Source organism: Priestia sp. 179-F W1.4 NHS, assembly GCF_045369295.1.
GTDB lineage: Bacteria > Bacillota > Bacilli > Bacillales > Bacillaceae_H > Priestia > Priestia zanthoxyli.
In genome coordinates this window covers 31746-54810 of the sequence record NZ_JBIQFF010000006.1, presented here as the reverse complement: position 1 = coordinate 54810, position 23065 = coordinate 31746, and the positions used below count along the sequence as shown (strand labels likewise).

22 protein-coding genes are annotated in these 23065 nt (G+C 39.1%); 9 read left to right on the top strand and 13 right to left on the bottom strand.

Annotated features, from left to right (window positions below; translation table 11 throughout):
* Nucleotides 1-10 precede the first annotated feature (10 nt).
* Nucleotides 11-1246, bottom strand: coding sequence for a bifunctional ornithine acetyltransferase/N-acetylglutamate synthase (gene argJ, locus ACH0CI_RS22230; protein WP_028412388.1), 1236 nt, complete (start codon nucleotides 1244-1246; stop codon nucleotides 11-13).
* Nucleotides 1247-1291: 45 nt separating this feature from the next.
* Nucleotides 1292-2335, bottom strand: coding sequence for an N-acetyl-gamma-glutamyl-phosphate reductase (argC, locus tag ACH0CI_RS22225; RefSeq protein ID WP_033578033.1), 1044 nt, complete (start codon nucleotides 2333-2335; stop codon nucleotides 1292-1294).
* 351 nt (nucleotides 2336-2686) lie between these two features.
* Here argC and ACH0CI_RS22220 point away from each other — a divergent pair, with 351 nt between their 5' ends.
* Nucleotides 2687-3385, top strand: coding sequence for a Crp/Fnr family transcriptional regulator (locus ACH0CI_RS22220; protein ID WP_028407448.1), 699 nt, complete (start codon nucleotides 2687-2689; stop codon nucleotides 3383-3385).
* A gap of 30 nt (nucleotides 3386-3415) precedes the next feature.
* On the opposite strand, the gene ACH0CI_RS22215 is transcribed toward ACH0CI_RS22220, so the two are convergent.
* Nucleotides 3416-3724, bottom strand: coding sequence for a metal-sulfur cluster assembly factor (locus ACH0CI_RS22215; protein ID WP_013055384.1), 309 nt, complete (start codon nucleotides 3722-3724; stop codon nucleotides 3416-3418).
* A 235-nt stretch (nucleotides 3725-3959) separates the two neighbouring features.
* Between ACH0CI_RS22215 and ACH0CI_RS22210 the strand changes: the two genes are divergently transcribed.
* From ACH0CI_RS22210 to ACH0CI_RS22200, 3 genes are all read left to right on the top strand, one after another.
* On the top strand, nucleotides 3960-4772 hold the full coding sequence (locus ACH0CI_RS22210; RefSeq protein ID WP_028412391.1) for a Cof-type HAD-IIB family hydrolase: 813 nt from the start codon (nucleotides 3960-3962) through the stop codon (nucleotides 4770-4772).
* A gap of 121 nt (nucleotides 4773-4893) precedes the next feature.
* Nucleotides 4894-5043, top strand: coding sequence for a hypothetical protein (locus ACH0CI_RS22205; protein ID WP_162200718.1), 150 nt, complete (start codon nucleotides 4894-4896; stop codon nucleotides 5041-5043).
* Between the two features lie 3 nt (nucleotides 5044-5046).
* Nucleotides 5047-5808 (top strand): DUF3813 family protein, encoded by a 762-nt coding sequence (locus ACH0CI_RS22200; protein ID WP_155008539.1) that lies wholly within the window; start codon nucleotides 5047-5049, stop codon nucleotides 5806-5808.
* 37 nt (nucleotides 5809-5845) lie between these two features.
* On the opposite strand, the gene ACH0CI_RS22195 is transcribed toward ACH0CI_RS22200, so the two are convergent.
* The gene (locus ACH0CI_RS22195; protein ID WP_025749916.1) at nucleotides 5846-6685 is read right to left on the bottom strand and encodes a YitT family protein; all 840 of its coding nucleotides are present in this window, start codon (nucleotides 6683-6685) and stop codon (nucleotides 5846-5848) included.
* A 255-nt stretch (nucleotides 6686-6940) separates the two neighbouring features.
* Here ACH0CI_RS22195 and ACH0CI_RS22190 point away from each other — a divergent pair, with 255 nt between their 5' ends.
* Together ACH0CI_RS22190 and ACH0CI_RS22185 are read left to right on the top strand one after the other, a co-directional pair.
* On the top strand, nucleotides 6941-7801 hold the full coding sequence (locus ACH0CI_RS22190) for a DegV family protein (RefSeq protein WP_406902283.1): 861 nt from the start codon (nucleotides 6941-6943) through the stop codon (nucleotides 7799-7801).
* Between the two features lie 52 nt (nucleotides 7802-7853).
* Complete coding sequence (locus ACH0CI_RS22185) at nucleotides 7854-7985, top strand: DUF3941 domain-containing protein (protein ID WP_013055378.1); 132 nt, start codon at nucleotides 7854-7856, stop codon at nucleotides 7983-7985.
* Nucleotides 7986-8019: 34 nt separating this feature from the next.
* On the opposite strand, the gene ACH0CI_RS22180 is transcribed toward ACH0CI_RS22185, so the two are convergent.
* Nucleotides 8020-8883: a CvfB family protein gene (locus tag ACH0CI_RS22180; RefSeq protein ID WP_028412394.1), complete on the bottom strand. Its 864-nt coding sequence runs from the start codon at nucleotides 8881-8883 to the stop codon at nucleotides 8020-8022.
* Nucleotides 8884-9138: 255 nt separating this feature from the next.
* Here ACH0CI_RS22180 and ACH0CI_RS22175 point away from each other — a divergent pair, with 255 nt between their 5' ends.
* The 3 genes from ACH0CI_RS22175 (at nucleotide 9139) to ACH0CI_RS22165 (ending at nucleotide 12149) form a co-directional block, all read left to right on the top strand.
* Nucleotides 9139-9630: a YajQ family cyclic di-GMP-binding protein gene (locus ACH0CI_RS22175; RefSeq protein WP_014461618.1), complete on the top strand. Its 492-nt coding sequence runs from the start codon at nucleotides 9139-9141 to the stop codon at nucleotides 9628-9630.
* Nucleotides 9631-9768: 138 nt separating this feature from the next.
* On the top strand, nucleotides 9769-10632 hold the full coding sequence (locus ACH0CI_RS22170) for an SDR family oxidoreductase (protein WP_028412395.1): 864 nt from the start codon (nucleotides 9769-9771) through the stop codon (nucleotides 10630-10632).
* A gap of 104 nt (nucleotides 10633-10736) precedes the next feature.
* Nucleotides 10737-12149: a sigma-54 interaction domain-containing protein gene (locus tag ACH0CI_RS22165; protein WP_034267719.1), complete on the top strand. Its 1413-nt coding sequence runs from the start codon at nucleotides 10737-10739 to the stop codon at nucleotides 12147-12149.
* A gap of 26 nt (nucleotides 12150-12175) precedes the next feature.
* Here the strand turns inward: ACH0CI_RS22165 and ACH0CI_RS22160 are convergent, their stop codons facing one another.
* From ACH0CI_RS22160 to ACH0CI_RS22125, 8 genes are all read right to left on the bottom strand, one after another.
* Nucleotides 12176-13594, bottom strand: a complete 1419-nt coding sequence (locus tag ACH0CI_RS22160; RefSeq protein WP_028412397.1) for an amino acid permease — start codon at nucleotides 13592-13594, stop codon at nucleotides 12176-12178.
* Between the two features lie 23 nt (nucleotides 13595-13617).
* Complete coding sequence (locus ACH0CI_RS22155) at nucleotides 13618-15297, bottom strand: M20/M25/M40 family metallo-hydrolase (protein ID WP_406902282.1); 1680 nt, start codon at nucleotides 15295-15297, stop codon at nucleotides 13618-13620.
* A 103-nt stretch (nucleotides 15298-15400) separates the two neighbouring features.
* Nucleotides 15401-16606 (bottom strand): ornithine--oxo-acid transaminase, encoded by a 1206-nt coding sequence (locus tag ACH0CI_RS22150; protein ID WP_028412399.1) that lies wholly within the window; start codon nucleotides 16604-16606, stop codon nucleotides 15401-15403.
* Between the two features lie 23 nt (nucleotides 16607-16629).
* On the bottom strand, nucleotides 16630-18177 hold the full coding sequence (gene pruA, locus ACH0CI_RS22145; protein ID WP_028412400.1) for an L-glutamate gamma-semialdehyde dehydrogenase: 1548 nt from the start codon (nucleotides 18175-18177) through the stop codon (nucleotides 16630-16632).
* Nucleotides 18178-18522: 345 nt separating this feature from the next.
* The gene (locus ACH0CI_RS22140; RefSeq protein WP_028412401.1) at nucleotides 18523-19557 is read right to left on the bottom strand and encodes a LacI family DNA-binding transcriptional regulator; all 1035 of its coding nucleotides are present in this window, start codon (nucleotides 19555-19557) and stop codon (nucleotides 18523-18525) included.
* Between the two features lie 57 nt (nucleotides 19558-19614).
* The gene (locus ACH0CI_RS22135) at nucleotides 19615-21129 is read right to left on the bottom strand and encodes an alpha-amylase family glycosyl hydrolase (RefSeq protein ID WP_406902281.1); all 1515 of its coding nucleotides are present in this window, start codon (nucleotides 21127-21129) and stop codon (nucleotides 19615-19617) included.
* Between the two features lie 149 nt (nucleotides 21130-21278).
* Nucleotides 21279-22679, bottom strand: coding sequence for an ammonium transporter (locus ACH0CI_RS22130; RefSeq protein WP_406902280.1), 1401 nt, complete (start codon nucleotides 22677-22679; stop codon nucleotides 21279-21281).
* Between the two features lie 37 nt (nucleotides 22680-22716).
* Entirely contained in the window at nucleotides 22717-23058 is a 342-nt protein-coding gene (locus ACH0CI_RS22125) for a P-II family nitrogen regulator (protein WP_028412404.1), read from the bottom strand.
* Between the last annotated feature and the right edge of the window lie 7 nt (nucleotides 23059-23065).

The following is a 23065-nucleotide window of genomic DNA, read 5'->3' as shown; positions in this document are numbered from 1 at the left end:
CACTCTCTCCTTACGTTCGATAACTGGCATTGATTTTCACATAATCGTAAGTCAAATCGCAGCCCCACGCCTTGCCAATTCCATTTCCCTGCTGCAAGTCAACATAGACTTCAACCGTATCATTTTCTAAATAAGCTTTTGCTTCTTCTTCACTAAATGAAACAGGCTGGCTGTTTTTTAGCATTTGGATATCACCTAACGAAACGTTCACTGCTTCTGGATTAAGCGCTACGCCGCTGTAGCCAACTGAACAAATAATTCGTCCCCAATTGGCATCGGCTCCATACATGGCCGTTTTCACTAAGTTCGAGCCTACAATTTGTTTAGCAATCACATTTGCCTCTTCGTTTGTATGAGCACCAGATACGTTTACTTCAATTAGTTTTGTTGCTCCTTCACCGTCGCGTGCAATTTGTTTGGCTAAATCTTCACACGTCAAGCGCAGTGCTTCATAAAATGACGTCCATTCAGGATGATCTGGTGTAAGCGACTGGTGATCAGCTTTTCCATTTGCTAAAACAACAACCATATCATTCGTAGACGTATCACCATCTACTGTAATTTGATTAAAGCTTTTATTTGTAATAGAACCCAGCGCATCTTGTAGTACTGAAGCTTCAACCTTAGCATCCGTTGTGATAAAGCTAAGCATCGTAGCCATATTCGGGTGAATCATACCTGATCCTTTCGCTGTGCCGCCAATCGTAACCGTTTTGCCGTCAATGGCTGTTTGATAGCAAGTTGACTTCATTACGGTATCTGTTGTTAAAATAGCCGTTTGAAATTCTTCTGCTTTTTCTTTGTTCGACGAAGGACTTAATAACCCAATGCCCTTCACGATTTTTTCCATATCTAGAAGCTCTCCAATTACCCCTGTAGAAGCTACCGCTACATGATGAGGTAGAATATTAAGCTTTTCTGCACATGTATTTCGCATTTGGTATGCATCTTTTAATCCTTGTTCTCCCGTACATGCATTTGCACATGCGCTGTTCACAACGATCGCTTGCAGCTTCTGCTCTACTGCTACACTTTCTTTTGTAACAGCTAAAGGCGCTGCTTGGAAAGCATTAAGCGTGTAAACAGCTGCGCAATTAGCTGGCACATCACTTACAATAACTCCTAAATCTTTTTTAGCATAACGTAAACCAGCGTGAACGCCATCTGCTGAAAAACCTAGCGGCGTTACAATTGTACCGTTCTCTATTTTCTTTATCTTTTCTTTCGTTTGTTTAACCGTAATCACTATACGTTCCCTCCTGCTTTTATCGTGATTAGTGATGCTGTGCTTTTATGGGAAGACAGGCAGTAGTCCAATACCCGTTTGCTGTTCAAATCCCATCATGATATTGGCATTTTGAATGGCCTGACCGGCTGCCCCTTTAACTAAGTTATCAATGACAGAAACGATCGTGACACGCTTTGTTCGTTCGTCAAATGCAATACCAATATCGCAATAATTTGATGCACTTACTTCTTTAGTAGACGGAAATTCACCAGCTTTTCGAACGCGAACGAATGGGGAGTTTTGATATGTATCTACATATAGCTGATGAAGCTCTTGTACTGAGCTCTCTTCAGAAAGTTCAGCGTATATCGTACTCATAATTCCTCGCGTCATTGGAACTAAGTGCGTACTGAACGTAACATGGCCAATTTCCTCATCCCACTTTTCTAAAATAGATTCAATTTCTGGGATATGCTGATGCTGATTAACTTTGTATATTTTCATATTTTCATTGATTTCAGCATAATGAGCCATTTGCGAAAGACCGCGCCCTGCTCCTGAAATTCCGGACTTTGCATCAATGATAATAGAGTTTGATTTCACCATTTGTTTACTAACGAGAGGAGCTAGCCCAAGCAGTGTAGCTGTTGGATAACAACCCGGGTTCGCAACGAACGTACTGCTTTCAACTTCTTCTGCAAACCATTCCGCTAACCCATACACGGACTGTTGTAAAAACGCTTCGGCTGCAGCAGGCTTTTTGTACCACTTTTCATAAAGAGCTTCTGTTTTTAATCTAAAATCTCCAGATAGATCTACCACTTTTATTCCTTCTTCTATTAATTGAGGTACAAGTTTGCTAGAAACACCGGATGGAGTTGCTGTAAACACTAAGTCTAATTCTTTGGCCATGTTCTTAGGGTTTATATCTTGCAGTGTATATACAGTATTAGAAAGGTGAGGATAAACTTCTGCTAGTTCCATCCCATCCTGAGAGGATGAATAAACTGCATAAACATGAAAATGCGGGTGATTCGCTAACAAACGAATCAGTTCTACTCCTCCATACCCTGTTGCTCCAACAATTCCTACCTTGTATTCTTTCATTTTAAAACTCCTTCTTCCACGTATCTATTTGAATTATTTATCATTATAATACCGTATAAAAATAAAATCAAATGAATATTTAAAAAATCCAACACTTTATTCTATATTTTTAAACATTTTTATTTATTCATAAGTTTTTATTTTTATAACTATTTTTCTATTTTTGTTTAGAAATTGTTCACAGATAGTTTTGGAAAACACTGGTTGTTTTTGTGTATAATAAGAATATCGATAAAATCATCCGTATGAGATTTTTTCATACGGCTAGTGGACGTACAGCATATACAGACTGTTCTAACTTAATAGATTAATAAGTAACAGTCGCAAAAATTTTAATTAAAAGGTGATAACATGATGAACATCACAACGGATTCTTTTTCAAATGAGCTGCAGCAATTTTTTATGAACTTTGATCATAAAATTTCGTTTAAAAAAGGTGACTTTCTCTTTCAAGAAGGTTCACCTTCAACTCATTTATTTTTTATTACGTCAGGGGCCGTGCAAGTAGGTAAAGTGACGCCGGAAGGACGCGAACTGACGCTTCAGCTGGCGAGTTCAGGAGACTTAATCGGGGAAGTCATGCTGTTTTGCGGATCTACTCCCCATATGCTCCAAGCAAAAGCCATTGAACCTTGTACGGCAATCAGTATTCAAAAACGGTTGTTAGAAAACGAACTAGCACAATACCCTGCTCTTTCTATGGAGTACATGAAGTGGATGGGACTCCAAATCAAGCGAATGCAGACAAAGTTTAGAGACTTAATTCTAAATGGAAAAAAAGGTGCTCTCTACTCTACTCTGATCCGCATGTCTAATAGTTTTGGAGTAATGAAGCCAAATGGTATTTTATTAAACGTAACGTTGACAAATCAAGAGATCGCCAATCTATGCGGGACATCTCGAGAAGTGGTCAATCGTATGCTCGCTGAGTTGCGAAAAAACGAAGTGATTTCGATGGCAGATGGAAAAATCATCATTCATAAGCTCTCTTTTTTAAAGAAAGAAATAGACTGTGAGGACTGCCCTTTGGAATTGTGCAGAATTGAATAAGAAAAAAAGCCATCGTTGATGGCTTTTTTCTTATTGAACACCTAATGCAATTTTAGCGTAGCGCGTCATGCGATCTTTATCCCATGGCGGGTTAAATGTGATATTCACTTCTACATTTTCTACTTCTTCAAGAGAAATTAATTGTTTTTTCACTTGTTCGCCAATCACACCCGCTAGCGGGCAGCCAATAGAAGTTAACGTCATCGTCACGATAACCGTGTTGTTTTCTTCCATTTCCACCCCGTAAACTAAGCCTAAATTTACGATATCGACGCCAAGCTCTGGATCAATTACTTCTTCTAGTGATTCCATGATTTTATCTTCTAACTGTTTATCCATATTCATTCTCCTTTCTTTTACTTCCGTAATTATCTTCACGTATTAAATATACCCTTAAACAATTTATCGTAAGCAATCAATAACTATGTCTTACACCGTAACAAGACAACTTTTGCATGTCAATCGTTCTGCTTTGCTCATAAGGAAAAGTTGTGTAAAATATGGGAATACAAGCATGAATATTAGTAGAATTCAATATAATCGTATAACTACTTCAATTTAAAAGGAGCCCTATATGAGAAACGATCAACACTTAATCGCCTTAGATCTGGATGGAACATTGTTAACGAATGAAAAAACCATTTCACCTAAAACAAAACGGGTATTAGAAAAAGCCAAACAAGACGGACATATTGTAATGATTGCAACTGGAAGACCTTATCGTTCCAGTGCTATGTATTACAGCGAATTAGATTTATCCACGCCTATCGTAAACTTTAACGGAGCGCTTGTCCATCATCCCCTTCAGCCTGATTTTGGCACGCATCACGAACCTTTAAATCGCCGAACTGTTCATGACATTGTGACAGCTATGCAAGACTATCGCATCAACAATATCATGGCAGAAGTACAAGATGATGTGTATCTTCATTTTGAAGATCGAAAATTAATGGATGTACTCAGCCTAGGGGATCCTAAATTACAAACGGGTGATTTGCGTCATACGCTGCAGCACGATCCAACGTCTATTTTAATTCACGCAGATGAAGAACATGTACAAGATATACGCTCTCACCTTTCAGATGTTCATGCAGAAGTACTAGAACATAGACGCTGGGGAGCACCTTGGCATGTCGTTGAAATTGTAAAAAAAGGACTTAATAAAGCTGTAGGTCTTGAGCGCGTAGCTAATCATTATCAAATTCCTCGCGAACGAATTATTGCATTTGGAGATGAAGACAATGATTTTGAAATGATTAAATTTGCAGGACACGGTATCGCCATGGAAAATGGTATTAGCGAATTAAAGCAGCTAGCGCGTGAAGTAACAAAATCGAATGAAAATGATGGTATTGCTTATTATTTGGAAAAAACGTTAAATTTATAACTTAGCTTTTTTTGAAAAGCAAGGTAAATTTTTATCGCTATCATTTTTTTTATTTAGCACACACTATAACCGACACTTCTTAAGGTGTCGGTTTTATTTATATTACGAGGAGGAATTTATGATGGGCAGAGGCAATCGATCAAAACGTTTTGTGAAACAAGGTGCAGACGCAGTTCAAAAACATGATGAACGAATTCCTTATCATATGACTATGGCGGAGGCAGAAGCATTTCAAGCTCACCAGCGCCAAACTCCTCATGGAGGACAGTAACTTATGAAAAATTCACTTTTTGGTCAAGTAAAAGATGCGATTCGAAACGCAGTATCCGGCCATTCAGAAGATCAGCTTCATCGTCAAAAGCACGGCAACGGTGAACTTGATATTTCAGAAGGCGTATTAAATAGTATTGCTTCTAAAGCTTCTCCTGAGGAGCAAGAGCAGCTGAAGCAATTCCAAAACTCATTGCATCAAGCGTATGATACAGATGGAGAATCACATTCAAAAGAGAAAAGCGCAGACATTACGTCCGATACGCTGTCTCATATCGTTCAGAATGCTTCTTCCGAAGAGAAGGCACAGCTTGAACAGCTTCAAAGCACTTTAGAAGGCGGTCAGTCTCACGCTCACGGTGAAGCTCACACGTCCAGTGAAAGCGTGGCAGCTGATATATTGTCTCATGCACAGCAAAATGCTTCTCCTGAAGAAAAGAGCCAGCTTGAACAGCTTCAAAGCACTTTAGAAGGCGGTCAGTCTCACGCTCACGGTGAAGCTCATACGTCTAGTGAAAACGTGGCAGCTGATATGCTATCTCATGCACAGCAAAGCGCTTCTCCTGAAGAACAAGCTCAGCTTCAACAGCTTCAGAATACATTGGGAGCTGCTGGTCAAAATCATCAAACGTCTCAGGCTCATACGTCTGCAGCTTCTGATGAAAACATTGCAGCTGATATGCTGTCTCATGCGCAGCAAAATGCTTCTCCTGAAGAACAAGCTCAGCTTCAAGAACTTTCTAATGACTTAAAAGGTACACATTAATAAAAGAGAGTCCAGGTAATGAATACCTGGACTCTTTTTAATCTTTGCGAAACAAACCAAAGATTCCCGTTGTTTGAACTATATTAGTAAATGCCTTAGGATCCACCTCTTTAATTACTCGTTCCAAGTCAAATAATTCATACCTAGTTAAAACAATCATTAGCATTTCTTTATCTTCGTTTGTGAAGCCTCCTTTAGCCGGTACCGCCGTAATCCCTCGCACGAGTTTGGCATGAATCGCCTTTCTTAGCTCCACTCCTTTTTTCGTTACAATCATTGCTGTGAGTTTGACATGACGCGTATGAATAACATCAATGACGCGAGTGGTCGTATAAAGCGTCACAAGCGTATAAAGTGACTTCTCAGCACCATATAAAAGACCTGCTAGCACGATAATAATTGCATTTAATATGAACATATAAGTGCCAATTGGTCGGTCTTTTACTCGGGACAAAATCAGGGCAATGATATCGAGCCCACCAGTTGAAGCTCCAAATTTTAACGTAATTCCTACCCCTACCGCTAAAATAACGCCTCCAAAAACTGCATTAAGGATGATGTCCTTAGAAAGTGCTTGAATAGGAATAATTCCAAGAAACAAAGTTGTTGCAGCAACGCTGATAAAACTGTAAACAGTAAATGACTTCCCCACTTTTTTCCACCCTAAAATAGTTACAGGAATATTTAACAACAACAGCAGCACTCCAGTGGAAATAGTAAAAGGAGTGTAATCTGTCACGATACTCGAAACAAGCTGTGCTACTCCCGTAAAGCCGCTCGAATATACATTAGCAGGTATCAAAAACAAGTTGAGTGCAAGCGCATTCAATAATGCTCCTACTAAGACGACTATCGCTTTTTTTGTTTCAAGCCACATATTCAAATGACCGACCTCCGCTTTTTAAAACTTCTTACTTCCTTATACCCATTTATAAAATGAATAAAGTCAGCATCTTTAAAATAGTTAGTACATATAGTATGTACGATTTGGCAGAATTAAAAAAACTTATTCAAAAATTGTATTTTCCTCCAAGTGCTTATACACTAATACTATGTCGTATATAACGCTTTTCAATGTTTATACATCAAACTCATTTCATATTTTATAAATGCAATTAGGAAGGTGACATTTATGTCAATTAAACTTTTAACCGATAGTGCAAGCGATTTGCCTTTATCCTTTTTTCAAGAAAATAACGTTGGCTTTTTACCGCTTCGCGTAAGCTTGGATAATCAAGAATTTTTAGATCTACAAACGATTGAACCAGCTTCTGTCTACGAAGCCATCCGTAAAGGCAAGATGCCAAAAACGTCTCAAGCGGCTCCAACTACTATGTATGAAGTCTTTGAGAACATAGCTAAATCAGGTGATTCGTGCATTTATTTAGCTTTTTCTTCGGAATTGTCCGGTACATATCAAACAGCAATGATGATTCGAGAAGAACTCCTAGAAAAGTATCCCGATTTCCAATTAGAAATAATCGATACGAAATGTGCATCTCTTGGCCAGGGAGTAGTTACTTATTATGCAGCACAATTATTACACCAAAACCTCTCGCTAGTAGAAATGACAGAAAAAATAAAGCAATACACTCTGCATATGGAGCATATTTTTACGGTTGATGACTTGGATTTTCTTGCTCAAGGAGGCCGCGTGAGCAAAGCTTCTGCTTTTGTAGGAGGTCTGCTTAATATTAAGCCGCTGCTTCATGTAGAAGATGGAAAATTGATTCCAATCGAAAAAATCCGCGGCCGTAAAAAAGTATTTAAACGCATGCTTGACGTGATGGAAGAGCGAGGAAAAAATCTCTCTTCTCAAACCATTGGAATTAGCCATGGAGATGATTTAGAAACAGCTCTTCAGCTGAAAGAGATGATTCAAGAACGTTTTGGCACCAAACATTTTATTATTAATATTATTGGTGCAGCCATAGGTTCTCATTCTGGCCCAGGGACAATTGCAGTCTTCTTTTTGAACGAAACCATCGAATAATTTAAAGAGGTCAGGGCATTCTAAAGGTACGATCAAAAAGGGGTGTATCACAATGCCAAAAACGAGCGATAACGATAAAAAAGCAAAAGATAATAACGCAAAGCTTCACGAAAAGAATCTGCAAGCTAAGCATAACCGTGAGCTTGGAAAACATTCATTTTCTAAAAAAACTGATCACTTATAAAAAGAAGCCGCTGAGTTTTCAGCGGCTTCTTCTTTTAGTTTTCTTCTTTTTTAAAATATGTCCATCCTTCTTCTTGATAAACTTTTCCTTCTTTCATCAGTTTACCAAGCGCACGTTTGAACGCAGCTTTACTCATATTAAAGCGCTCACGAATATCTTCTGGATAGCTTTTATCCCAAAATGGCATAACGCCACCGCGGCTTTCCATGTAATCGTATAGTACTTGTGCATCTTCATCCATGCTTTCTTGTTTGCGCGGAAGAAGCGATACGTTTAGCGTTCCGTCTTCTTTTACATTAATGACGCGGCCAGTTACATGCGTACCAAGCTTCGGTTCTTTACGTCTTTCGCTTTCGTGAATAAATCCAACATATCCTTCATCTGTCATAATAAATGAACCTACGCGCAGGACACGGTAGATATATCCGCTCACTTCACGATTAAAAAGTTCAGGTGGAGCATCTAATGCCATTGCTTTCATCACATCGTCTGTAGCAATTTTCCCGTACATTTTACCGCGCTTTGAAATCTTCATAGTACAATAAACTTTGTTTCCAACTTCTGGCCACAGCTCTTCTAGCGCAGGTAAATCTGTTGAACCAATTAACATATCTTTGTTCATGCCGATATTTACAAACACGCCTAAACCCGGATTAACATCTACGACCTCAACCCACTCATAGACACCTTCTTCAACAAGAGGTAAGTGCATCGTTGCCGTTAAGCGGTCGTGCTGATCAAGGTATAAAAAAACTTCTACTTCTTCTCCTTCAGCAAGTTCTCTTGTTGTTTCATTTTTATGTAGCAAAATTTCTTCTTCACCTTCTGCTAACATATAACCAATCGGCGTTTCCCGGTTTACTGTTAAATACGCTTTCATCCCAGCTTCTACATTCATCGTTCTATCCATCCTTTATATAAATTAGTAGTGATTGTTCCTTCACCACATACCTTCTCACTTTGCATCAAACAGCATTTCAAATTTCAAATCAACTAAAATGCATGCATTGTTTAAAAAAGCTGCTTCTATAGCTTACAACAAAAAGCATAACTTGTATTGTATCAATTACCGGCTCTCTATTCAATATCAGTTGTATACAGTTTGTGTTTTATTTATAATAAAAGAACAAACTCTTTACATATGGAGGTTATTATGGCTAAAGATAGTTCATTTGACGTTGTGTCACAAGTTGATTTATCAGAGGTAACAAACGGCATTACCATGGCAACAAAGGAAATTAAAACCCGCTATGATTTTAAAGGCAGTAAAAGCGAAATCTCGCTCGAAAACGAAGAGCTTGTTCTTATTTCTGATGATGAATTTAAGCTTGAACAGTTAAAAGACGTACTGATTTCTAAGCTCATCAAACGCGGCGTACCTACACGCAATATCTCCTACGGTAAAATTGAAAATGCTTCTGGAGGAACGGTTAGACAGCGGGCTAAGTTAATTCAAGGTATCGACAAAGACAACGCTAAAAAGCTAAATACAATTATTAAAAATACCGGTTTAAAAGTAAAAAGCCAAATTCAAGATGATCAGCTTCGCGTAAGCGGTAAAAATCGTGATGACCTGCAGCAAATTATTTCAGCTATTCGCAGCGCTGATTTACCTATTGACGTACAATTTATTAATTACCGCTAAAAATGGATGCCCCCGGCATTCATTTTTTCTTTTAAAGCCTTTTTTATCCGTTTAGGCTTATCCCTATGCATAGATACACTCTCTTAACAAATACTAGTATACGCTTACATACTCATATTAATTAAGGAGTGTATACTAATGAATCAAAATCAAAAACAAAACTTCCCTCCTCAGCATCAGCAAACTCAGCCAGGTATTGAGAAAGATATGCATCCAGTCCCTACCTCTATCGCTCCAGACTATAAGGCAAGCGGAAAATTACAGAATAAAGTAGCCGTTATCACCGGAGGAGACAGCGGAATTGGACGTTCTGTCGCTTATCATTACGCGAAAGAAGGCGCAAATGTTGTCGTAACCTATCTGAATGAACATGATGATGCAAATGAAACTAAAAAACAAGTTGAACGAATGGGGGCTTCTTGTTTGTTGCTTGCTGGTGACATAGGAGATGAGCATTTTTGTCAAGAAGTCGTCTCAAAGGCCATTCAGACTTTCGGAAAAATAGACATTTTAGTCAATAATGCAGCTGAACAGCATCCTCAAAAAAGCATTACGGATATCACCACTGAACAGCTTACCCGTACGTTTCAAACGAATATTTTTTCAATTTTTCATTTAACCAAAGCTGCATTGCCTCATTTAAAACAAGGAAGCGCGATTATTAACACAACTTCTGTGACAGCTTATCATGGGCATGACCAATTAATTGATTACTCTTCAACCAAGGGTGCTATCGTGGCTTTCACACGTTCTTTGTCAGCTTCACTCGCAACAAAAGGCATTCGCGTAAACGGCGTAGCTCCAGGACCTATTTGGACACCTCTTATTCCGTCTACGTTCGACGAACAGCAAGTTGCAACATTTGGGTCTAACACACCTATGAAACGAGCAGGACAGCCTTCTGAGCTCGGAGCGGCCTATGTATATTTGGCAAGCTCTGATTCTTCTTATATGTCCGGGCAAGTCCTTCACATTAATGGAGGATCCATTGTAAACGGATAACATTTCTCTTCGGTCATTCATTTATTTTTCTATGGAAACACTATCAGAATTCAGCTATTTTTGTTTAAATAGAGATATGAACACCGCTAAAGGAGAGTATTTGAATGACCGATACATTAAGCACTCTTAAACATATATATGAAACCATTTTAAATAAAGTCGATGCCGGTATCCATGCGGTCGATGAAACAGGAAAAACCATTATTTACAATGAAAAGATGACAAAGATGGAGCTGATGGATGAACAAGACGTTTTACATAAAAACTTGTTAGATGTGTTTATGTTCAAAGAAAATCAGCAAAGCACGCTTGTACAGGCGCTGCAAAAAGGAAAAGAAACGGTTAACGTCAAACAAACGTATTTCAACAATCAAGGACAAGAAATCACGACGATTAATAATACCTTCCCTATTTTAAAAAACGGGGCCATTCAAGGAGCGGTTGAAATTGCTCAGGACGTGACGAAACTAGAGCGTCTAATCCGGCAAAACATTAGGCAAAAAGGAAACACACGCTTTACGTTTGATAGCATCATCGGAAGCAGTCAAGCCGTTCACGATGTTATTGAAGACGCCAAACGCGCAACTAGAACTCCTTCTTATGTCTTAATTATTGGAGAAACAGGCACGGGGAAAGAACTGTTTGCCCAAAGCATACATAATGGCAGCAGCCGCTCTTCCGCTCCTTTTATTTCACAAAACTGCGCTGCGCTACCGGATAATTTAATTGAAAGCCTTTTGTTCGGTACGAAACGCGGAGCTTTTACAGGTGCAATGGATAATCCTGGTCTTTTCGAACAAGCGCAAGGAGGCACATTACTGCTAGATGAAATCAACTCGTTGAATCCAAATCTGCAGGCTAAGCTTCTTCGAGTACTGCAAGAAAAAACCGTACGAAGAATTGGGGATACAGTAGACAAACCGGTGAACGTTCGAGTCATCGCGAACATGAATGAAGACCCAATCGATGCGATTGCAGAAAATCGATTACGTAAAGACTTATATTATCGACTTGGCGTCGTGACGCTTTTTATTCCTCCTCTTCGTGAACGAAAAGAAGATATTATTGAATTAACAAAGTTTTTCATCAAAAAATACAATGATTTGTTTCAGATGAATGTAAAAACCGTAGATCACCAAGTCATGTCTTCTTTTCTCTCTTATGACTGGCCAGGAAACGTACGGGAATTAGAACACATTATTGAAGGTGCAATGAACTTGGTGATGGATGAAGATGTTATTCACTATTCTCACCTTCCTTTTCAATACAGAACAAAGTTCCAGCTAAAGCAGCATGAACATTTTGAAGATAAAACAAGCGGTGAAGCACCCTCTTATCCAAGCGCTTTTCACCCTCCTCTTCCTTTAAAGGAACAGCTGTTAGCGTTTGAAGCAGAATGTATTAAACAAACGCTTGAACAACACAACCACAACATCTCAAAAAGCGCTAAGATACTAGGGCTGACTAGACAAAGCTTGCAGTATCGTATGAAACGATTAAGCATCCGATCTAAATAAAAAAGAAGTGCACTGTGCACTTCTTTTTATTTTGCTTTATAAACCGGTGAATCCGATTGTTTTTGATTAATATTTTTCTTGATTCCTATGTGATAATACACGTAGAGTACAACAATTAAAGGAACCCCGCAGTAAAGACCAATTCGTTGATCTGGGATAAAAATTAAGCTGATTAATACAAGTCCATACAAACAAAAACCTAGAATAGGCACAAACGGATAAAGCGGCGTTTTAAATTTAAGCTCCTTTACGTCTCCTCCTTCCGCTAAAAAACGACGGCGGAACATAAATTGAGAGGCACAAATGGACATCCAAACAATAATGGTCACCATTCCTGAAATCGAAATAAACCAAAGATATACGGTTTCGGCAGCCACGACGCTTGTAATCAGCGAGCACCCTGAAATAATCATCGTCACAATTAATGCGTTAATTGGAACACCTTTTGAAGACAACTTCTTCAAAGGTTTTGGTCCCATATTATTGTTTGACAGTGACCAAAGCATACGAGAAGCAGCGTAGACCCCGGAGTTCGCCACGGATAACACAGCTGTTAAAATGACAAAGTTCATGATATCCGCTGCATATGGAATGCCAATTTGATCTAATACGGCCACAAACGGACTTTCAATAACTCCCGCTGTTTTATATGGAAGAATAGAGACTAACACAAACATAGCTAACACAAAGAAAAACAGCGTTCTCCAAATGACGTTTCGAATGGATCTCGGCAACGTTTTCTCAGGGCTTTCACTTTCTCCTGCTGCAATGCCGACAAGCTCCGTTCCTTGAAACGAAAAGTTAACCGTTACTAAAGTTAATAGAACTGCCAGTATCCCATTTGGAAAAAGACCTGCGCCTTGGGTAAAATGCGAAAGAAACGGTGCGGATTCTCCTCCTTTAAAGTCGATAAAACCAAAAACAGCAGCTCCTCCAATTAAAATAAATAGAATGATAGCGGTAACTTTAATGCTCGAAAACCAAAATTCAGTTTCAGCATAGCTTCGAGCGGAAAGAGCGTTAATTAAAAACGTAATGACGCCAAAAATTAAGCACCATGACCATACAGGTACATCAGGAAACCACCTTTGCATTAAAATTCCTGCTGACGTAAATTCAAGCCCTGTCGTATTTGCCCAGCTAAACCAGTATAGCCATCCAATCATAAAGCCAGTAGAAGGTCCTAAAAATCTTGTAGCGTATTCTTGAAAGGAACCTGAAACCGGCATGGCTACGGCTAGCTCTCCTAAACAAAGCATAACTAAGTACATGAGAAAGCCGCCTATTATATAAGCAAGAATGGCTCCTCCAGGGCCTGCCTGGCTAATAGTAAAACCCGAACCTAAAAATAGTCCTGTCCCAATCACGCCTCCTAACGCAATCATAAATAAATGTCTGCTTTTCATTGTTCTCTGTAATTGGTTTTGTTCTGTATGTCTATTCATCGGTACCTCCATTCTTCATTTTCTTATATGTGGTTTGTACAAGCATACCTACTTTTTAACATCTGAACAGTTGTTTCTTGAATCAACTTAGGAAGGACGCCGAACGAATAAGGCTTGTACACTCGCTCTGTCCACTTATGGCCATCTTTTCCATATACCCCCATATTAATGGACGGAATATTTAACTCTCGAATTTCACGGAAAGGAATTGCACCTGCAATACCCCACCCCGCAAAGTTACGTGTAAAAGCATCAATTTCCTCGTCTGTCTCGTGAAGAGATAAAAAACTGCCATCCGCTAGATAGGGGAAGAATTTTTTAAATTGAAACGTCTCTCCCGTCTGGTTTCCAACCTTCTCCACTGCCGCTTGTAAGGTATAAAGAAGCTGCTGATCTCTGCTTTCGTCTTTCTTCAAGTGATTATGAGGCAAGTAAGGCGGTGCAAAAAAGACAATTACACGCGGACTTTGATGCGGATCTAGCTTTTGAAGTTCTTCGATTACTTTAAAGCATCTTGTTCTAAGTTCTAAATGCGCATACTGTTCGAAAGCTCGTTCAATACAACCATGAGCATTTACCCCTTTTTGATCCAATTCTTCCAAATAATCTTCCAAACTCACAACATCTACTTTCCAAGACAAGTTTCGCTTTGGTAAATTCGTTCTCCGAACAAAAAGTTCGTAATAATCAGAAAGTTTTTTCTCCACTTTTTCACATGCTTCGATTGATAATCCAATTAATTGACTCATCACTTCTTTTGCCGTTCGTTCGTAGATGAAATAGTTAAAATACAAATGACTGCTTACAGAAGTTTGCACATTATAAGCCTCTTTACTGTCTCGTTGATACAGGCAAGAAGGCGGCAGTACCAGCTCTCCTTCAATATTTTCAGCCAGGTTAATATTGTTATGGATGCTTCTCGTAATCTCAGATGCAATCAAATTAGGATCTATGCCAGCAAGCGTATCTCCTACATGCACTTCCCTTCCGTAAATATAAAAACATGGAAGCAGCTTCCCAGCGGCTCCTGTATAAATATAGCGCGTGGAATCTCCATCGTAAAGAGGTGTAATAAAGTCGGTATTAATCGCTGCTGTATACGAAAGATTTTTTTCTTTTTTCAAACGGTTCAGCTCAGAAACAGCAGAAATAATTCCAGCATGCTGGCTTTCCTCATCAGGATTAACCATAAAAAGCACGTTTCCTTCTAATTGATCTCGATGCTTAGTAAAATGCAGCACATTGGCTAAGTGTACAGCAATTCCACTTTGCATATCAACGCTTCCTCTTCCGAACATCCATTCACCTGATTGAGCATCTCGCTGTACATCTTCATTAATGTTATGCATAGAGAAATAGCGCTGAAGCGCTTCTGGATCTAACGCTATATCTTTTAATGAACCAAAATCTTCAATGCCAACCGTATCTAAGTGAGCGTGATAAATAATTGTTTGAGCATTTTTTTGGCTGCCTTGAATAAAAGCAAATACATTTTTTCTGCCTAGCGTATCGCCATTAATTTTCTGTTCCCAGATGTGAAGGGGATTGTCTTTGAAATAAGGAAAACTTTGAAGCGTATTTTTAATAAAATCAGCAATCTTTACTTCGCCGCTTGTCCCATTGATACTTTTGATTTTCACTAACGCTTGTGTTAAACATTCAACTTGCTCTTCAATGCTTAGCCGTGAGAGTTGGGTATACACTTCTATTCCTCCTGCCTATCAAATAAAAACTTCATTTAGCTGCATATGAATAAAAGTAGTACGATATATACATGTCGTACTACTTTTATTTATTTTAAACCGATTACTCAGCAAATACTTTTTCAATTCGTTCAATTGCCCAGTCTAACTCTTCTTTTGAAATCGTTAACGGCGGAGCAAAACGAATAACCGTACTGTGCGTTTCTTTACAAAGCAAACCTTGATCTTTTAATTTTTCACAATAAGGACGAGCCTCTTCGTGTAATTCTACCCCGATGAATAGACCGCGGCCGCGCACTTCTTTCACAACTGGATTGCTTAAGCTTTGGAGCTTCTGTTTGAAATAAGAACCTAATTCTAATGAACGCGCTGGAAGTTCCTCGTCTTCAATTACTTCCAAAGCAGCTAATGATACGGCACAAGCAAGCGGGTTTCCGCCAAACGTTGAACCATGAGAACCAGGGTTAAAAACACTTAAAATGTCTTCGTTAGCAACTACGCAAGAGATAGGGAAAACTCCTCCTCCAAGCGCTTTACCTAAAATCAGCATATCTGGTTCTACGCCTTCCCAATCACAAGCAAACATTTTGCCTGTACGCGCTAAGCCGACTTGGATTTCGTCCGCAATAAATAACACATTATGTTCTTTACATAAGTCAGCTGCAGCTTTTAAGAAGCCTTCTGGAGGTAAAACGATACCTGCTTCGCCTTGAATTGGCTCAATTAAAAATGCGGCCGTATTTGGTGTAATAGCGGCTTTTAACGCTTCTAAATCACCGTAAGGAATCGTTTGAAGCCCTGGAAGCATCGGTCCAAAACCACGTTGATATTCTGCTTCGGATGATAATGAAACAGCTGTCATTGTACGACCGTGGAAGTTGCCCACACATGCGATGATTTGTGCTTGATTTTCAGCAACACCTTTCACATCGTAAGCCCAGCGGCGTGCAGCTTTAATGGCTGTTTCAACCGCTTCTGCTCCCGTATTCATTGGCAGAGCCATATTTTTATTTGTTAATTTACAAATCTTTTCATACCATGGACCAAGCTGATCATTATGAAACGCTCGTGACGTTAACGTTACTTTATCAGCTTGACGTTTTAATGCTTCAATAATTTTCGGATGACGATGTCCTTGGTTAACAGCGGAATACGCGCTTAGCATATCCATATATTTATTATTTTCTGGATCGTGTACCCATACGCCTTCTGCTTTTTCAATTACAATCGGCAGCGGATGATAGTTATGTGCCCCAAACTTTTCTGTTTGCTCAATAATTTTCACCGTTTTTTGTGTTTCAGTTGTCATATTTATTCCTCCTTATTTTCCAATTAAAATGTTTCAGATGTTGTTTTTGCTTGCATGTGAAGAACTAGATAATCCGGTCCCCCTGCTTTTGAATCCGTTCCTGACATATTAAATCCGCCAAAAGGCTGGTACCCTACAATCGCTCCTGTACATCCTCTGTTAAAATACAGGTTTCCAACATGGAACTCTTCACGGGCGCGTTCAATATGCTCGCGGTTATTTGATAATAAAGCGCCTGTTAATGCATATTCTGTATTGTTTGCAATCTCCATCATATGATCAAAATCTCGCGCTTTAGAGAATGCTACTACCGGACCAAAAATTTCTTCTTGCATGAGACGAGCTTTTTCATCTACATCCGCAAAAATAGTTGGCTGAATAAAGTATCCAGTTGAATTGTCTGCTTCTCCTCCCGCAACGAGACGCCCTTCTTCTTTTCCAATTTCAATATACGATAATACTTTATTGTACGAAGCCTCGTGAATAACAGGTCCCATATAAGTCGAAACTTCTTCCGGGTTGCCAACAGTTAATGTTTTTGTTAGCGCAACTGCTTTTTCAAGCACTTCATCATATACATCTTGATGCACAACAGCACGAGAACCTGCGGAGCACTTTTGCCCTGCAAAACCAAATGCAGAATATACGATTGAAGAAGCTGCTAAATCAAGATCAGCATCTTTGTCTACAACCACCGTGTCTTTTCCGCCCATTTCAGCTATAACACGTTTTAGCCATTTTTGCCCCGGCTGTACTTTTGCTGCTCTTTCGTAAATGCGGCAACCCACTGCACGCGAGCCGGTAAATGAAACAAAGCGTGTTTTTGGATGTTCCACTAAGTAGTCACCAATTTCAGGTGTAGCACCAGGAATAAAGTTTAATACGCCTTTTGGTAATCCTGCTTCTTCCATTACTTCTACAAATTTCGCTGCTACTACAGGAGTGGCATCAGCTGGTTTTAATAAAATCGTATTTCCGGTTACAATAGCTGCTACTGCGGTTCCAGCCATAATAGCTAACGGGAAGTTAAATGGTGAAATAATAATACCTACGCCAAGCGGAATATAATTGTACTGATTATACTCACCGTCTCGGCTCTGTACTGGGGAACCGTCTTTTAATGTCAGGACTTGACGTGCATAGTACTCTAAAAAATCAATTGCTTCTGCTGTATCAGCATCTGCTTCGTTCCAAGGCTTTCCTGCTTCTTTTACAAGATAACTAGAAAATTCATGCTTTCTTCGACGAATGATGGCCGCTGCGCGGAAAAGAATATCTGCTCGGTGTTCTACTTTCCACTTTTTCCACGTTTCAAAAGCTTTTAGAGCTGACTGCATTGCTTGCTCTGCTAGATCTTTATTTACTGTAGATACATATCCAATTACTTCTTTTATGTTTGCTGGGTTAACAGACGTAATTTTCTCTTCGGTCTCCACTTTTTCACCGTTGATTACAAGTGGATACGTCTTGCCAAGCTGTGTATTCACATATGTTAATGCTTCTTGAAATGCCTGTTTATTGTTTTCGTCCTTAAAATTTGTAAATGGTTCATGAGAATAAGAAACTACCATGATATATGCCTCCTAGTATGCAAATCTTTGTTTACTTTATAGTTATGCAAGTAGCGTGCCAACTTTTAATAAAACTTTACAGCCTCTTTATCATCAAGGCTTTCACTACTTATATCATTCTTTCTTTTTGATAAAAGAAAAAATAATTGGCATATGTATATTTTTTTGGCGCTTAAAATGCCAATTTTTTTTGCGTAAAGAGGATGTTGAGACATACCTAAATCAATTCAATCTAAAAACGAAAAAATCCGAACGAGTTTGATTCTCCATCAAGAATCAAACTCGTTCGGATCTTCCTTCAACTACACTACTTTTGTCTCAGCCTCTTTCTATTTGTGTATTACGTTATCTTTTCGTCATTTGAATGGTTTTGCAGGACTGTCTTTTAATCATTTTGTGAGGAACGCGCACTTGTTCTGCAACAGCATATGGCGTTTCAATCTGCTTAATCAAGCAGCTTACAGCCTGATAACCAAGTTCAAAAATATTAATATCAATTGATGTAAGAGCTGGTCTAGCCATTTCAGCGATTAAGACATTATTAAAACTGACAATAGAGATGTCTTCAGGAACCGAAATTCCCATTTCATCCAATGTATTTAAAACACCTAATGCCATTAAGTCATCTGCTACTACTAGAGCCGTTGGACGTTCTTTTAGAGATAAAAGTTCGCAAACAGCTTCTTTTCCTCCCTTCTGTAGAAATTCTTCATGAATCACATACTCATCCCGGTAAGGAATGTTTGCTTTTTGAATCGCTTTATCATAGCCTGTTAAACGGTCAATGGTAACGACTAATTCAAGACTTCCACCAATAAAAGCAATACGCTCATGACCAGATTCAATTAAATATTCCGTCGCTTCTTTTCCAGCTTTAAAATTGTCGTTATCAACAAACGTGATGCTTTCACTATGCTTAAACGGCTTTCCAATAACTACAAACGGAACGCTCTGTTCTTGCAAATAAGAAAGCACTTGATCATCAACTTTGGAGTACAGCAAAATTAATCCATCCACTCGTCTTCCCTGTACCATTTGAACAACTTCTGCAAAAATCTCTTCTTCCGTTTCTCCAGTTGACATATAAATCGCTCTTTTGTTTTCGTGAGCTCCGGTGCTGATTCCTCTTAGCACTTCTGGGAAGAATGGATTTTGAAACACCTTGTCTGCTGAGCTCGGCATCACTAGGCCGACTGCCTCTGTCGTTTGATTTGCTAGACTTCGCGCAATAATATTTGGGTGATAACCAAGTTCTTTCATAGCCGATCGCACGCGCTGTTTTGTTTTTTCACTAATTCTTGAGCTGTCTGCAATGACGCGAGATACCGTCGAAGGGGCTACATTTGCTAAATTTGCCACATCTTTTATTGTTACACCCATAATTCCACCTCTTAATTATGTTTTCTTCATTACTACTTATCCAATATAGTTTGACAACTACGACGCGCTGTCCTTTTTATGAGATTGAGAAATTTTCTTTTCTTTTCTTCTTTTTGACGATGCTTTGTACAAAAAGATGCCAAATCCCGTATAAACAGCGGCAACTGCTGCGATATATCCTATATTGAGCCCTGACTTTTTCACTACTTTATATACATTTGTCGTCTCAGGCTCCAATGAAATGTTGTATACATCGTCAACTGGTCGTATAATTCCTTCCGTTATTAACCCTCTTAGTTCATTTTCTTTTCCAACTTTTTTAAGCGGGACATTAATGGCTGACGTTTCCTTTGTATTATTAATCACCACAAACGTCGTTTCGTCCTTATACCTTCTCTTGTATACGGCCACACCTTTTTGCTCAGACACAATGGTAAAGCTTCCTTTTCGAAGAGAAGGCGATTTCGCTCTAAGTTCAGCCAGTTTTTTTAAATGATCTATAATATCGGGATTAGCTAAAAAATTCATCATGCCATAATTTTCTGCTCCCTTTCCCCCATTCAGCGCAATTTCTGTTCCATAAAAAACGATCGGTACACTCGGCGAAGTATAAAGGTAGGAAAGCCCTTGCTTTGTTCGGGCTCCAGGATGGTTTTCACTCTTTAATGCTTTTGCTGTAAAACGTGTGCTATGAACATCATCTAAAAAATTGGCTAAAGGCAAATTACTTCCTTTTTCCCACTTGTCATACAACATTTTCTGCGGACGATTAGTACCGCTAAACGTAGCAGCAGTGGCTTCGGCTAGCTTTCTATCTACAAGCAAATCCATTCCTAATGAATCAGCCTGCTCACTTTTTTTTAATGAATGCCCGTTTATTTCTCCTATTAATAGAAAGGAAGGATCCATGCTTTTTAACGTCTGAGAAAAAGATGAAATAAATGCAGAAGGAGCTTGATCGATATCTTTAACGTAATATCCGTCAATATCTGTTTGTTTGCTCCACCAGGCAGCATTTTTAATAAGGTATTTCTGCACGGCGCTTTCTTTTAAGTTAAGGTGAGGCAATGCTTTAATTACTTCGTTATCCGTACCGGATTCATTACTTATCCATGTTTGTTTTCCTTTATCTGCTATCCAGGTATGATTGTTACTGATTGTCAAAGGAAATTCGACCATAATTTTTATATTGCGCTCATGTGCTTTCTTCACAAGATTTCGTAAGTCTTTTAACGTTCCAAAATGATCGTCTATTTTATAATGGTCGGTCACCGCATATCCATGATAGCCTGTCTCATCATTTTCCATAAAAGGAGTCAATAAAACAGCGGTAAATCCCATCTCTTGAATATAGTCTAACTTTTGTGCTACTCCCTGTAAATCGCCTCCATAATAGGCATCTGAGCGTTCATAGTTAACATTTCGATCATTCTGTTCACTTCCGTTATAAAAACGGTTGATCATCAATGAGTATATCACCTCATCACGTATATCTTTATGATCTTGCGCTGAGGCGCTGCTTCCAAAAAGCAATAATAGTATAAGTAGCATACTTGTCCTTTTCCATTTCATCTATTCCCCTCCTATAGACGAACTGTTTCAAACTCACTTTTGTTTCCATTATAACGTTAACGCTTACATTATTGTTAAATAAGTTGATAAAAACAAAAAAAGTGATTAAAAGTTTTTACTTTTAATCACTTTTTTCTATCTATATACTGCTATATCGTCTCATTTACGTTCGATATATGAGGTTTATCCGATACTTTACCCACTTTATTTAATCGATCAATCAATCCAACACCAAATTCAGGATGAAGATTGCCGTCTCCTGTCGCTAAAAAACTTTCACGAAATTCGTATGCGGATGAACCGTGTTCAGCAAAATCTAAACCAGCAATTTCTTCTTCGTTTGATACTCGAATGGAAGAAAAACGCGTGAGAACAAATAAGAATAATCCAACCGTTCCAATTGTCCAACCCATCACAGCTATAATTCCAAGAGCTTGAATACCTAATAGCTGTACGCCGCCACCATAAAATAAACCGTTAGCTGTATCAAACAGCCCCACTGCTAACGTCCCCCAAATACCGCAAATTCCATGAACAGTAATAGCGCCAACTGGATCGTCTAACTTCATTTTGCTATCGATAAAATGCACAGCTTCTACTAGAATAATTCCTGCAATCAGCCCAATGACGATCGCACCCGGGATCGATACGTTTGCTGTTCCAGCTGTAATCCCTACAAGTCCAGCTAAGGCACCGTTTAATGTTAAGCTAGCGTCAATACGTTTGTAGCGAAACTTTGTGTATAAAGCAGAAGACAGGACTCCGCATGACCCAGACATTAATGTTGTTGCAATGATTCCCGGGACAAGAGCAGGATCGGCTGCTAATGTACTTCCTCCATTAAATCCAAACCAGCCAAACCAGAGGATAAATACACCTAATGCGCCAAGCGGAATGTTATGCCCTTGAATAGCATTGACTTTTCCATCGCTTCCATACTTTCCTAGACGTGCTCCCAGAAAAGTAACTGCTACAGCCGCACCAAGAGCCCCAGTCAAATGAACAACTGTCGATCCTGCAAAATCTACGAAGCCTAGTTTGGACAACCACCCTCCTCCCCATACCCAGTGACCTACAACTGGATAAATCACAGCTACCATCGCAATCGTGAGCATCATATAGCTGGATAGTTTCATACGTTCCGCTACCGCTCCTGAAATAATCGTAGCGCACGTTGCTGCGAAAACAATTTGGAAGACAAAAAAGCTCATTTGATCGCTTTCTCCATTTAAAAAGAAACCGCTTGAACCGATAAACCCTCCTTTTGAATTTCCAAACATAAGGGCAAAACCAATCACAAAATACAATACGGAAGATACAGCTACCGTTAGCATATTTTTCATTAAGATATTAAGCGAATTTTTCGAACGAGTGAAGCCTGTTTCAACCATCGCAAACCCTGCGTGCATTAAAAACACAAGCACTGCCCCAAACATTACCCACATCATGTCAATTGATGCACTGACTGATTCGACAGTTGGATCAGCTGCATTAACGCGTGTTGCCGCCAACAAACTAATAAACAAAACCGCACTAATTTTCTTTTTCAACGCTTAACTCCCCCTCTATTAAAATAACACTCTCTTTTTATAAAATAGCCTCTACACCTGCTTCTCCTGTTCTAATTCGTACAGCATCCTCTACCGGATAGACAAAAACCTTTCCGTCGCCTATTTGGTTCGTAGAACAAATTGATTGAATGATCTTAATGACTTCATCAACTTGTTCTGCTTCTAAAATCATTTCTACCTTGACTTTAGGTACTAGTTTGATTTCAAAACTTTGTCCCCTGAACAGTCCCTGCTCTCCTTTTTGCTGACCGCAGCCTGCCACTTCTGAGACTGTTAATCCGTTTATTCCTACTTCCTCTAATTTTACGCGCAGTGCTTGAAATTTTTCTGGACGAATGATAGCTTCCACTTTTTTCATTGTAACC